The sequence below is a fragment of the Mycobacterium sp. 050128 genome, assembly GCF_036409155.1.
Classification (GTDB): Bacteria; Actinomycetota; Actinomycetes; order Mycobacteriales; family Mycobacteriaceae; genus Mycobacterium.
Genome location: NZ_JAZGLW010000001.1, coordinates 453,283 through 466,657 on the forward strand (window position 1 = coordinate 453,283; position 13,375 = coordinate 466,657).

A 13,375-nucleotide genomic window follows, 5' to 3' on the forward strand; every position below is an offset into this window, starting at 1 on the left:
CTCAGCCACGGCGCCGCAACCGCTGCCGAGTTCGCCGGTACCACAGGGTCATTCTGCCCGGAATGGCCCGATTGACCAGCCGGACCAATCCGTCGTTGATGGCCTCGGGCTTGTCCAACAGGGCCAGGTGACTGGCCCCGTTGACGATGACCAGCTCCGAGCGCGGCAGCGAGGCCGCCATCTTCCGCGAGTACTCGTCCGGCGTGATCAGATCGTGGTCGCCGCAAGCGATCAGGGTCGGGATCCGCAACAACGTCCACAGGCCGGCGGTTTCGTCGTGGGTTTCCAGCGCGTGCAGGAACCCCACCATCGTGGGGATCGGGGTGCCGTTCATCATCCGCTGGGAGAATGCGTCCAGACTGCGGCTGACATGCAGATCGCTGTAGGACGCGGCCCGCAAAATCGGGCCTATCAGCGAGCGCGACACATTGCGGCCGCGATGCATCAGCTTCGGCGCCGACCGTGCGGTGAACCGCAGTGCCTCCACCGCAGGGTTTTTCAGGATCTCACCCAGCGGCGAGCGGGTAACCCCTTCGGCGGCAGAGGAAATCAGCGCCGCACCGACGATGCGGCTACCGTAGAGGTTCGGGTATTGGCGGGCATGCGACAACACCGTCATGCCGCCCATCGAATGGCCGACCAACACGATCACCCCACGCGGCGCCACCTCGGTCAGGACGCTTTGCAGGTCCTGCCCCAGCTGGGTCAGCGTGTAGGTCTCGGGTGAGGCCGCGCCCGAGCGCCCATGCCCGCGCTGGTCGTAGAAGACCATGCGCACCCGCGGACCCCACTTCTCGGCGAGTCGCTTCCGCTGAAAGTAGAAGGCACCCATGCGCAGACAGAAGCCGTGCACGAAGACCATCGTCAGCGGAGCGTCCAGTGGGCCGACTTCGCGCACCGCCAAAGGCACGCCGTCGGGTGTGGTCACCACATAGCTGCGGTCGCTGTTGAGGCGTTCGAAATCCTCGTCGGCATACGGGTCCTCGGTGCGCGTGACGCGTTGCGTCATCGACCGGCGAACCGAAGCACCGACGATGGTGGCGACCGCAGTCAGCCCCGCCCCTCCCGCAAGCCAAGCCCCTCCCCTCAGGCGCCTGCGAGTTTGCTCATCGTCCAACGGTTTCGGCCTCGCGATAGGTCCTGGCGATGCGGCCCCGCGGACTGGTGACCACTTCGTAGTGGATGGTGCCAAGCAGATCGGCCCAATCCTGGGCGGTGGGTTCACCGTTGGCGCCGGGGCCGAACAGAATCGCCTCGTCACCTTCTGCCACGTCGACCGGTCCAGGACCGAGGTCGACGAGGAATTGGTCCATGCAGATCCGCCCGACGCCGGGGCGTCGCCGGCCATTGATCAGCACGTCGAGTCGCCCGCCCAGCGCCCGGAAGACACCGTCGGCGTAGCCGACCGGCATCAGCGCCACGGTCGTGTCGTGCGGCGCAATCCAGGTGTGGGCGTATGACACACCCTCGCCCGCACGGACCGACTTCACCAGTGCAACAGCGCATTTCACCGTCATGGCAGGAATCAGTCCCATGTCGCCGAGCTCGGGAACGGGACTCAGGCCGTACACCGCGATCCCGGGCCGCACCATATCGAAGGCCAGGTCGGGGCGAGACATCGTGGCCGAGGAGTTCGACAGGTGGGCAACCTCGAACCGCACGCCCTGATCGCGCGCGAACGCCAACATCTCGCGGAATCGTTGCGCCTGAACGTCATTGATGGGGTTGTCCGGCTGATCGGCGAACACCAGGTGCGACATCAGTCCCCGCAGGCAGAGTGCGCCGGCCGCGACGCCGGAGCCCAATGCCTGCAGCATCGCCGGGTATTCCGCGGCGGGCACGCCATTGCGGTTCAGCCCGGTGTCGACCTTGATGGTCACCGTCGCGGTGCGCCCCGTCCGGTCCGCCGCGTCGAGCACCTGGTCGAGCTGGCGCACCGACGACACGGCGATCTCGACGTCGGCGAGCAGCGCGGGACCGAAGTCGATGCCGGGCGGATGCAGCCAGGCAACCACCGGCGCGCAGATTCCGTCGGCCCGCAGCGCCAGGGCCTCGGCGACCGTGGCCACACCCAGTTCGGCGGCCCCGGCGGCGAGCACGGCCCGGGCGACCCGGATGGCGCCGTGGCCGTAGCCGTCGGCCTTCACGACGGCCATCACCCGGGCGGAACCGGCATGCTCACGCAGCACGCGCACGTTGTGTTCGATGGCACCGAGGTCCACCACGGCCTCAGCGAGGACGCCGGGGGTCAGGGATATCGGGGTAACGGCCACGGCCGCCATTGTCCCAGAAGTGCGCCAAGCGCCGTCGAGCGTCGACTTGTTGCGGAGGTTTCGGCCTGGTCGGCCCGACAAGTCGACGTTCGGCGCCAAGAATCAGTGCGCGAAGTGTTCGGCCCGGTAGTGGCCGCCGGGCTTGAGCTTGTCCAGCGACGCCAGCGCGCTGCGGGCATCGTCGTGCAGGGCCCGGGCCAGGTCGGCGGACAGTCCCTCGCGCACCACGACGCGCAGCACGGAGATGTCCGTGGCGTTGTCCGGCATGGTGTAGGCGGGCACCTGCCAGCCGTAGCCGCGCAGCTCGTGGGAGACGTCGAACTCGGTGTAGCCCAAACCGCGGGCCAGCCGGAAGCTGACGACCGGGATGGCCGAGCCGTCCGAGATCAGCTCGCAGTGGTCGCCGACGCGCAACTGCTCGCCCAACCACCGCGCGGTCGCCGACAGCGACTGCATGACCTGGGTGTAGCCCTCGCGGCCCAACCGCAGGAAGTTGTAGTACTGGCCGACGACCTGGTTGCCCGCCCGGGAGAAGTTCAGCGTGAACGTCGGCATGTCACCGCCCAGGTAGTTGACCCGGAAAATCAGGTCCTCGGGCAGGTACTCCTTGCTGCGCCACACGACAAACCCAACGCCGGGATAGGTCAGGCCGTACTTGTGGCCGCTGACATTGATCGACACCACCCGGGGTAGCCGAAAATCCCACTTCAGCTCGGGATGCAGGAACGGCACCACAAAGCCCCCGCTGGCGGCATCGACGTGCACCGGGACGTCCACACCTCCGCCGGCGGCCAGTTTGTCGAGCGCCGCGCAGATCTCGGCGATGGGTTCCAGCTCGCCGGTGTAGGTGGTGCCCAGGATCCCCACCACCCCGATGGTGTCCTCGTCGACGGCATCGACGACCTGCTCGGGGGTGATGACGTAACGCCCCTCCTCCATCGGCAGGTAGCGCGGTTCGACGTCGAAGTAGCGGCAGAACTTCTCCCACACCACCTGGACGTTGGAGCCCATCACCAGGTTCGGCGTGCGGCCCTTCCAGCCTTCCTGTTTTCCGGAGCCGACCTTTTCACGCCACCGCCATTTCATCGCCAGACCGCCCAGCATCACCGCCTCGCTGGAGCCGATGGTGGATGCCCCGCAGGCGCTGAACGGGTCGTCGTCGCGCAGATAGTCGGCGTGGAACAGGTCGGCCACCATACACACGCAGCGCTGCTCAATCGCCGCGGTCGCCGGATATTCGTCTTTGTCGATCATGTTCTTGTCGAACGTCTCGGCCATCAGTTTCCCGGCCTCGGGATCCATCCAGGTGGTGACGAAGGTGGCCAGGTTCAGCCGGGAACTGCCGTCGAGCATCAGCTCGTCGTGGATGAAGCGGTACGCCGCCTCCGGATCCATCGATTCCTCGGGCAGCCGTAGCGCCGGCACCGGGGTGGTGAACATTCGTCCGGTGTAGGCGGGCGCGATCGAGTGAGTGGGGACGGACGGATGGGTGCCGGTCATGGCGGATCCTCTCGTGGACGATTACAGAGCGGCCAGGGCGGCGCGGATGTGGGGCACGATGCGCGACGCTGAGGTAGGTGCCTCACCGGGACCCGGGTCGGCGGCCGAGAGCGCCGCGGCGTGGGAGTGGACGTAGGCGGCGGCGGCGGCCGCCTCGGCCGGCTTCAAACCCGCGGCCAGCAGCGCGCCGATCATCCCGGACAGCACATCACCCGACCCGGCGGTGGCCGCCCAGGACTGCCCGGCCGGATTGAGGTAGACCGGGCCGCCGGGGTCGGCGATGACGGTGACGTTGCCCTTGAGCAGAACGGTCGCGCCGAACGTGTCGGCCAGCTTGCGGGTGGCCGAGATCCGGTCGTCGCCGGGCGGCGCCCCGGCCAATCGAGCGAACTCCCCCGCGTGCGGGGTCAGCACCGTCGGCGCGCGCCGGCTGGCCACCAGCTCGGGGTGGGCGGCCAGAATCGTCAGCCCGTCGGCGTCCACCAGCACCGGCAGGTCGGTTCCCAGCGCGAACCACAGGGCGGCGGCGCCGACGTCGTCGGTGCCCAAACCCGGTCCGACCACCCATGCCTGCACCTTCCCGGCCGCCGCGGGAGACGGCGTCGCGATGACCTCGGGCCAGACCGCCAGTACCTGGCGGTGCGCGCTGCCCGCATAGCGGACCATGCCTGAGGTGGCCGCGACCGCGGCGCCGGTGCACAGCACGGCCGCCCCCGGATACGTCGACGAGCCGGCCAGGATGCCGGTCACTCCCTGCGTGTACTTGTCGTCATGCGGGCCCGGGACCGGCCAGCGGGCGGCGACGTCGTCGGCCTCGAAACCGAGCACCGATGTCTTTGAGGTGTCCGGCAGGTCGAGCCCGATGTCGATCAGCGTGACTTCGCCGCAGTCGGCGAGCGCGTGCACGGGCTTGAGGCCACCGAACGTCACCGTCCGCGCGGCGTGCACCGCCGGGCCGGTGATCGCCCCGGTCGCCACGTCGATGCCGCTGGGGATGTCGACGGCGACCACCGGGATCTGGTCGACGTCGACCGCGGCGAACACTTCCGCCGCCGCCGGCCGCAGCGGACCCGAGCCGGAGATGCCGACCACGCCGTCGATGACGAGATCGGTTGTCGTCGAGACACTGTCCACGATGCGACCGCCGGCTTTTCGGAACGCGGCCAGGCCCTTGCGGTGGGTATGGTCCGGGCTGAGCAACACCGCATCCGCGGCCGCGCCGCGACGCAGCACAAAGGTCGACGCCCACAGCGCGTCACCGCCGTTGTCGCCCGAGCCGACGACCGCGCATACCCGTCGGCCGGCCACCCCGCCCGTACGAGCGATTAGCTCGCCGATGATCTCGGTGGCCAGCCCGAAGGCCGCGCGCTTCATCAGGGCGCCATCGGGCAGGCTGGCCAGCAGCGGAGCTTCGGCGTCGCGGATCGCATCTACAGAGTAGTAATGCCGCATCGAATTCAGCATTCCATGCTCGGCTGTGTTTGCGCACAGCGCTCGTTCAGCAGCCGTCCGTACATTCGGTGGCAACGACGAACGGAGGGGCGATGGCGCGGACGGATGACGACACTTGGGACCTGGGAAATAGCGTGGGAGCCACCGCAACCGGCGTGGCCGTGGGCCGCGCGCTGGCCACCCGCGCACCCCAGCCACTGATCAACGACCCGTTCGCCGAGCCGTTGGTGCGCGCCGTCGGCGTGGAGTTCTTCAGCCGCCTGGCCAGCGGCGAACTCGATCCCGCCGCGGTGGACGACAACGGCGACTTCGGGATGCTGGGGATGGCCGACATGATGGGCATCCGCACCCGCTTCTTCGACGACTTCTTCGTGACCGCGGCCGCCGCGGGCGTCCGGCAGGTGGTGATTCTGGCCTCGGGGCTGGACGCCCGTGCGTACCGGCTGCCCTGGCCGGACGCAACGACGGTGTTCGAGATCGACCAGTCGCAGGTCATCGAGTTCAAGAGCGCGACCCTGGCCGACCTGGGCGCCGCCCCGACCGCCGATCGGCGTGCGGTGCCCGTCGACTTACGCCACGACTGGCCGGCCGCGCTGCGCGCCGCGGGACTGGACCCCGGCAAGCCGACCGCGTGGAGCGCCGAGGGCCTGATGCCGTTCTTGCCGCCCGACGCCCAGGATCGGCTGCTGGACAACATCACCGAGCTCAGCGCGCCGGGAAGTCAGTTGGCCACCGAAAACCTGCAGGGCACCAGCGATGTCATACAGACGATGGCCGACCGCATGCGTGAGGTCACCGAGCAATGGCGCGAACACGGCTTCGACGTCGAGATGTCCGACCTCTGGTATACGGGTGAACGCAACGACGTGGTCGAGTACCTGAGGTCCCACGGCTGGCAAACGACGGCCACCGCGGTGCCGGATCTGGCTGCCAATTATGGTCTTTCGCTGCCGCCGAGGCCGGCCGCACCCGGCGAACAGGAGACACTCTCCTCGATGCAATACGTGACCGCGACGCGACGCTAAGTCGGCTTCTCGCCGATCGCACGTAAGGCCGGCGAAAGGTCGTCGGCGCCGAACGCTGCGGTTAGCCACTGACTCATCGAGCTGGCCAACGTCTCCCGGTTCTCGCGCTTGGCGATGCCATGTCCGTCGTCGCTGAACACCAGATAACCAACCCGACGACCGGCTTTTCGCAGCGCGTCGACGATCTGTTCCGATTGGCTCATCGGCACATTGGTGTCCTTGGCTCCGTGGACCACCAACAACGGCGCCGTCAACGCGTCCACCCGATGCAGGGGCGACAGGTGCTCGAGCAACTCACGATCGCTCACGGGATGGCCGTACTTCGGATAGGCCGCGGCGGCAATCCACGGCTCGGTGTGGCGGTAAAACGTGCCGAGGTCGCTCATCCCGCAGATGCTGATGCCCGCCGCGAACAACGCGGGATGAAACGTCAGCGCCGCCATGGTCAGATAACCGCCGTACGACCAGCCCGCGCAGGCAATACGCCGCGGGTCGGCCAGGCCGTTGTCCACCAGGAATCGCACGCAGTCGGCGACATCGTCGATGGCGGCGAACCGCTTCTCCTTGTCGTCGGCATGCATGAAGGTCCGGCCGAAGCCGCCGGAGCCTCGCACGTTGGGTGCCAACACCAGGATCCCGTCGTTGACCAGCCGCGCAAAGATCTCGCTGTAACCGGGACGAGCCTGACCTTCCGGTCCGCCGTGCAGGTATACCACCGCCCCTTTGACGGCGTCTGCAGCCGGCGGCCGGTAGAGCCAGGCGTTCAGGCTCAGCCCGTCGCGCGCGGTGATCGTCTGCGGCCTCGTCGCGGCGGAAAATCCGGGGACGACCGGGCCCTGGCTCGGTTCGCGGTCGATGAGTTCCCATCGGCGCGATCGAGGATCGACCAGCTCGACCGTGCGCGGCGCCGCCGGGCCTTCGACGGTCATCGCGATCATCGAGCCGCCGGCACTGATGGACAGCTCACCGGCGACCAGCCCGGGCAGTGGGATCGGGTCGGTCAGGGTGTTGTCGGCATATTCGAGAATCTGTAATTCGCTGCGGCCCTGCATGTTCCACAGCAGAACCACGGTGGACAGGTCGTCGCTGACGGCGAATGCGTCGAGTTCACAGTCGGGGCGCTCGGCCACCACGCTATAACTGACGCCGTCGTGGGTGGCCGTCACTTCCAGCAGCCGGGCGTATTCACAGCCATTATCGCTGCGGATCAGTGCCCGCACATATCCGTTCGCGCCCGTACCCGGGTAGTAAAGCTTGGTCAGATCGCGGTCCGGACCGTAGCGGATGCGGCGCGGATGATGGTCGTCGAGGATGACGCCGTCGGCCGTCGTGGACCCGGGATCGGCTGGCAATAAGGCGATCTCGGTCGGCCCGTGCAGCATGATCAGTTCGTGATAGCCGCGCGGTCCGACCCGGATCAGCGCCGCTCCGGCCCAGGCGTCGACCAGGCGGCCACCGGACCGTCGGTCCAACACCGTGCAACAGCCGTCGGCCGGATCGATCAGACACGATTCCCCGACCCCGTCCTCACCGGTCAGGATCGCCGCGACGCGGCTACCGTCCCAGCCGACGAGCTCAGCGGTCCCGGCGTGCTCGCCGTCGATGCGCCGGGCCAACCTGTCGTCGGGATCGGTGGTGACGACCCAGATCTGGGTGCGGGTGCCGCCGCTGGGTGCCACCTCGCACGCCAGCCACTGACCGTCCGCCGAGTGGATTACCCGCGAAACAGGACCCTCGACCGGCAGCACGACGTCGCGCGACGAGCTTGCCCGGCGGCCTCGTAGAAAGCGTTGCACCGCACGGGGATAACCGCCGTCGTCGATCAGGTGTGCAAATGCGGTCGCGTCCGGGGACAGCGACGCGCCGTAGATGGCGCGCACGTGTTGCGCCATCGACTCAGACCCCCAGGCTCTGCAGCCACATTTCGAGCACCGCCAGTTGCCACAATGCGTTGGAGCCCAATGTGGTTCGCGTCTCGTTGGGCGCGGCCAGCAAGGCATCGACGGTGTCGGCGCGATACAGGCCGCGGTTGCGGGCCGCACCGTTGGTCAGCGCGTCGCGCACCATCTCGAGCACCTCGCCGTGCAGATGTCGGATGCCCGGCACCAGAAAGTGGCCTTTGGTCCGGTCGATCACCTCCGACGGAAGTAGATCTCGCGCACCACCTTTCAGGACCCCCTTGCCGCCCGAGGCCAGCTTCAACTCGGGCGGACATGCTGCGGCAAGCTCGACGAAATCATGGTCAAGGAACGGCACGCGAGCCTCGAGGCCCCACGCCATCGTCATCGTGTCGACCCGCTTGACGGGATCGTCGACGAGCATCACCTGGGTGTCCAGGCGCAGTGCCGCGTCGACAGCACAGTCGGCACCCGGCGCGCCCTGATGGGCTGCCGCGAACTCGCGACTAACGTCGGCATCAATCATGTACTCGGGAGCCAAGATTGACCGTAGATCGTCATGGCTGCGATCGAAGAAAACCTTGGCATACGCCTCGGTGGTCTGCTCACGGGCGATATCGGCCAGCGGCGGATACCACGAGTAACCGGCCAGGATCTCGTCGGCACCCTGACCCGACTGCACCACCTTCACCGACCTGCTCACCTCTTGCGAAAGCAGGTAAAAGGCGACGCAGTCATGGCTGACCATTGGTTCGCTCATCGCGGCGATGCATTTCGGTACGGCGGGTACCAGTCGCGATTCGTCGATGTGAATCTTGTGGTGGTCGGTGTCGTACGTCTTGGCGACCAGATCGGAATAGAAGTACTCGTCTCCGGATTCCCCGTCGGCGGAGTCGAACCCGATGCTGAAGGTTGCCAGCCCCTGCTGTCCCTGCTCTGCCAGTAACGCGACCACGATCGATGAATCGATGCCGCCGGAAAGCAGAACACCCACCGGAACGTCGGCGACCATCCGGCGTTTGACCGCGGTGCGCAGTGCCTGCATCAGCGAAGCTTCCCAATCACGGTCTGACCATGCCGCTTTCGCCGGGTCACGGCCGAACTGCGGTGTCCAGTAAACAGTGTCGGCCTGGGTGCCGTCGGGTTGGATCACCCGCACGGTTGCCGGCGGCAGCTTGCGCACTCCGCGAAATATCGTCAGCGGCGCCGGTACCACGGAGTGAAAAGTCATGTAATGGTGCAGCGCTTCACGGTCGAGCTCGGTGTCCACCCCGCCGGCCTCGAGCAACGCCCGCACCGAGGATGCAAACCGCAGCCCGCCGGGTGAAGACGCGATATAGAGCGGCTTGATGCCCAGCCTGTCGCGGGCCAGCGTCACCGCGCCGGAGTCCCGGTCTGCGATGGCGAACGCGAACATCCCTTTGAACTTCTCGACACAGCGCTCCCCCCATTTGTGGAACGCCTTTATCACGACCTCACTGTCGGCGGTCGAGAAGAATCGGTACCCGTCGGCTTGCAGTGTCTCGCGCAGCTCCTGGTAGTTGTAGATGCAGCCGTTGAACACCAGCGTCAACCCGAGATCCGCGTCCACCATGGGCTGAGCGCCGCGGGCGGACAAGTCGATGATGGACAGCCGCCGGTGCCCGAGAGCGACGGGTCCGTGCGCCACCACACCATCGGCGTCCGGCCCGCGCGACGTCATCGCCCCCGTCATGCGGGCGACGGCACCGACGTCCGCCGCGTGCCCGTCCCAGCGGATTTCACCGCAAATACCGCACATATCAGTCGCTTTCGCTCAATGGCTCGCTGAGGATCCAGGTATCTTTGCTGCCGCCGCCGTATGACGAGTTGACGATGCGCGACCCGCGGCTGGCTACTCGGGTCAGCGCGGCGGGCATCACATGCGCCGATACCGCGCCATTCGCCGCCGCACGGAGATGCACGAATGCGCGCAGGTCGACGTGATGAGGGTATAGGCCGTCGCCGTCAAAGGTGGGATGGGTCGACAAGTTAACCGGCTCCTGAGCGATGAACCGCTCCGGTTGAGTTTCCAGCTCGCGTCGGCGCGCGTCCAGCGCAGCCTCGGAGGCGTCGGGCCCGATCAGCACCCCGCTGCCGCCCAGCCCGTCGATCGGTTTGACCACCAGGTCGCCCAGATTCGCCAGTACGTGGTCACGCTGGTCGCGTTCGGCGCAGATCCAGGTGGGCACCTGGGCCAGGCTGGGCTTCTCGCCAAGATAGAACTTGATCATTTCCGGCACATAGGCATAAATCGCTTTGTCGTCGGCGACTCCGTTGGCCAGCGCGTTCGCAACGGTGAGATGGCCGTTGGCGATAGCGCGAAGCAGGCCCGGCCGCAGCGGCGCGCCGTCGTATCCGGTCGACGACAAGAGCATGTCCTCGTCCATCCGCGCATACACCACATCGATGCGCCGGACACTCGATCCGACGTGCTGTACCAGCTTGCCGTCGCGCAGTGACAGGTCTGACGGCTGCACCAGCGCCACGGGCATTTCCTCGGCCAAAAAGGTGTGCTCGAACCATGCGCTGTCCTTCCAGCCGGCCGACAGCACCGCGACGGTCGGGTCGTCGGGCGCGTGCGCCGGCGCCGCGGCGCGCAGCGTCTCCAGCAGCATTGCGGGTGCCTGGGCGACGTCCTCGACCGCGACCGGTGGTTGCAGTTCGCCGAGGTGCTTGGTGACCAGGCGATGGTTGACGATGGCGTAGGCCATCCCCGATGGCACTCGCAGATTGTCCTCGAGCACCATCCACCCGCCGGCTCGGTCGCACACGATGTCGGTGCCGCTGATGTGGGCTCGGACGGTATCGCCCGCCAGCCGGCCCGTCGAGCGAAAGCCGGGTGCACGGTCGAGGATCTGGTCGCCGATGATGCCTGCCGCCATGATCTCTTGCGCGGAGTAGATGTCACGCAGGAACGCGTCCAGTGCGCGCGCTCGCTGCGCCAGGCCTTCGCGCAGCTGCGCCCACTCCTGAGCGATCACCATGCGCGGCACCAGGTCGACGGGGAACAGTTGGGCCCGGCTTTGACCAGTGACGCGAAAGGTGACGTTGTCGGCGCGCTGCTCCTGCTCGATGGCCGCTTCCCGAGAACGCAGTTGGGCCACGCCGATCTGGGCGATGGCGTCCAGGACATTCCGATAGTGGGGGCGCGGTTGGCCGGTGCCGTCGACCGCTTCGTCGTAGCTGTCGTCGAGATTGCCACGAGCGGTATCGACCGGCAGTTTGCTGCCCGGTTGGTAGCCGAACAGCAGCGTCCGATCGTCACTGACGGTCATCAAGGTCGGACCCGAGGCGGCCGTCTCGGCGATCAGTTGGTCGACAACGTCGGTGAGACGCCCGCGACGGCGCAGCGCCCGCCGCTGCCGCGCCGACGACGTACCCCTCTGGAGGGCTTGGCGACTGAGCTCGCTGACGGTTTCCCAGTCACCGGTTTGCTCTAATTGCGGGCGCAGTCCCTCGACCAGCTCGCCAACCACCTCGGATGCCGGGCGGCTGACGGGTCCGCGGACGTCGATCAGCTCGCCCTCTAGCCCCGACCGGGCGGCTCGCCACACCGCGGCCCGGCTCACCGCCGGCGAGAGGACCGTCGGCGCAGTTCCCGCCTGCGCGGCCGCGGCCTCGCGCTCCACCAGGGCCCGGAATATCCCGGCGATCAGGACGACCGTGTCCACGGACGGGCAGCTGTCGCACACACGCAGCTCCAGCGTCGGCGCCGCGCTCGCCGGTCGCACGTCGAAATAGACCATCCCGACGTCCGAGATGACTCCGCTGGCCACCAGGTCGGCGACCAGTTGGTCGTATTCTGCGGCCGTCTGCACCGGAGCGGCCGGACCCGTTGTAGGCCAGCGCTGCCAAACCAGCGTGCGCAGACTCGCGTAACCCGTGTCAGACCCGTCCGAAGCGAACGGCGAGCTGGCGGACAAGGCCAGCAACGTCGGGAGATACGCGGCCACCCGGTAGCCGACCTCGACCGCTTCGTCGCGATCCGCGACACCCACATGTATCTGGGTGCCGCAGATCAGCTGCTCTCGGGCCAGCAGCTGATAATCGGCGAGCATCTGCCGATAACGCGGCGTTTTGGTCACCTGCATTTCGGCCGGCACCGCCAGCGGCACCGCACCGGCCGCGACGACCCCCATCCCCAATTCCGTGGCGGTCTCGACCAAAACCTTGCGCTGACGGACGAGTTCCTGGCGCAACTCGCCGATCGAATCAACCACTTGGGTGTTCGTCTCGACGACACACCGCTGCAGCTCAGCCACGTAGTCGTCGGTCAGCTCGGCCAGCAGTTCGGGCGCACGGGCCGTGAGCCGCCTCGTCTTCAGATCGACAAGGTGGAATTCCTCTTCGACGCCCAGCGTTCTCGCCGATTCAGGTCGCATTAAGCCACGCTATGGCGGCGCAATTACCGTGGCGTTAAACGCAGATCGCGTTCGCACAGCAAATCGCGACTCGTCAGACCGGATCCTCGCGGGAACGGAATCGCCGGACCCCGGCTCTGAACCGCGCCGGACTCCATGGCTTGTCCTTTCTCGCCCGGGCCATCGGATAGAAGCAGAGCCCGATGAGGATCGACGTGAAGTGCCCGATCGCGGTGAAGTTCAGCCCATGTTTGGACATCGTGATCAGCGGAAAGCCGAAGACGACCAATAGCACGCCGAGATAGAGCCAGCGCCATGGCCGTTCGATGCGATATGCCAACACGGCCATGATGCCGACCAGGAAGTAGCTGACCCCGATGTCACGTGAGCGCACCAGCCGTTCCGATGCGTCGTGTTCCTCGATCGCGAAGTACAGGATGCCTTCACTGATGTAGGTCGACAGGATATGGCTGGTCAATCCCACGGTGAGCCAGTTCAAGTGGCCGAGCCAGTGTTCGGCCGGGGCGAGAAACAAGGTGAACAGCAGCAGGTAGGGCTCCAGGCTTTTGCCGTCGATCCACAGCAGGCTGGAAAACAGCACGGAAAGGGGATCGGTGCCCAACTCGTGAATGTTGGTGGAGCGGTGCAGCAACACCGAGTGCAATTGCCGCCCGGAGAGTTGGTTCTGGATGAGCGTCGTGATCATCAACACGAGTAGCCAGCCGTAGGTCAGCGGCGCGCCGGCGACGAAATGCCAGATCCCGATAGCCAAGCTCCGTAGTCGCGCCCCCACCGATACATCCGCCACGGCGTCAACCTTCGCATGCCCAGCGGCTTGGGCAAAC

Annotated in this window: 9 protein-coding genes; 1 reads left to right on the forward strand and 8 read right to left on the reverse strand. The window is 67.0% G+C overall.

Going from position 1 to position 13,375, the window contains the following annotated elements:
- Position 1: 1 nt before the first annotated feature.
- From SKC41_RS02155 to SKC41_RS02170, 4 genes are all read right to left on the reverse strand, one after another.
- Positions 2-1,054 carry an alpha/beta fold hydrolase gene (locus SKC41_RS02155; protein ID WP_442931653.1) on the reverse strand — a complete coding sequence of 351 codons (1,053 nt, stop codon included), beginning with the start codon at positions 1,052-1,054 and terminating at the stop codon, positions 2-4.
- Positions 1,055-1,106: 52 nt separating this feature from the next.
- Positions 1,107-2,273 (reverse strand): alanine racemase, encoded by a 1,167-nt coding sequence (gene alr / locus SKC41_RS02160; RefSeq protein ID WP_330976116.1) that lies wholly within the window; start codon positions 2,271-2,273, stop codon positions 1,107-1,109.
- 102 nt (positions 2,274-2,375) lie between these two features.
- Positions 2,376-3,773 carry a glutamate decarboxylase gene (locus SKC41_RS02165; protein WP_330976117.1) on the reverse strand — a complete coding sequence of 466 codons (1,398 nt, stop codon included), beginning with the start codon at positions 3,771-3,773 and terminating at the stop codon, positions 2,376-2,378.
- Positions 3,774-3,794: 21 nt separating this feature from the next.
- The gene (locus SKC41_RS02170; RefSeq protein WP_330976118.1) at positions 3,795-5,225 is read right to left on the reverse strand and encodes an NAD(P)H-hydrate dehydratase; all 1,431 of its coding nucleotides are present in this window, start codon (positions 5,223-5,225) and stop codon (positions 3,795-3,797) included.
- Between the two features lie 92 nt (positions 5,226-5,317).
- Here SKC41_RS02170 and SKC41_RS02175 point away from each other — a divergent pair, with 92 nt between their 5' ends.
- Positions 5,318-6,250: a class I SAM-dependent methyltransferase gene (locus tag SKC41_RS02175; protein ID WP_330976119.1), complete on the forward strand. Its 933-nt coding sequence runs from the start codon at positions 5,318-5,320 to the stop codon at positions 6,248-6,250.
- Here the strand turns inward: SKC41_RS02175 and SKC41_RS02180 are convergent.
- The 4 genes from SKC41_RS02180 to SKC41_RS02195 all read right to left on the reverse strand — a co-directional run bounded on the left by SKC41_RS02180 (position 6,247) and on the right by SKC41_RS02195 (position 13,338).
- A complete protein-coding gene (locus SKC41_RS02180) occupies positions 6,247-8,142 on the reverse strand; it encodes an alpha/beta hydrolase family protein (RefSeq protein ID WP_330976120.1) in 1,896 nt (631 codons plus the stop codon). The two genes, SKC41_RS02175 and SKC41_RS02180, sit on opposite strands and share 4 nt — an antisense overlap.
- Positions 8,143-8,146: 4 nt before the next feature.
- Entirely contained in the window at positions 8,147-9,928 is a 1,782-nt protein-coding gene (locus SKC41_RS02185; protein ID WP_330976121.1) for an N-acetylglutaminylglutamine amidotransferase, read from the reverse strand.
- A gap of 1 nt (position 9,929) precedes the next feature.
- Positions 9,930-12,551: a carboxylate--amine ligase/circularly permuted type 2 ATP-grasp protein gene (locus tag SKC41_RS02190; RefSeq protein ID WP_330976122.1), complete on the reverse strand. Its 2,622-nt coding sequence runs from the start codon at positions 12,549-12,551 to the stop codon at positions 9,930-9,932.
- A gap of 73 nt (positions 12,552-12,624) precedes the next feature.
- Positions 12,625-13,338, reverse strand: a complete 714-nt coding sequence (locus SKC41_RS02195) for a rhomboid-like protein (protein WP_330976123.1) — start codon at positions 13,336-13,338, stop codon at positions 12,625-12,627.
- Positions 13,339-13,375: the final 37 nt, after the last annotated feature.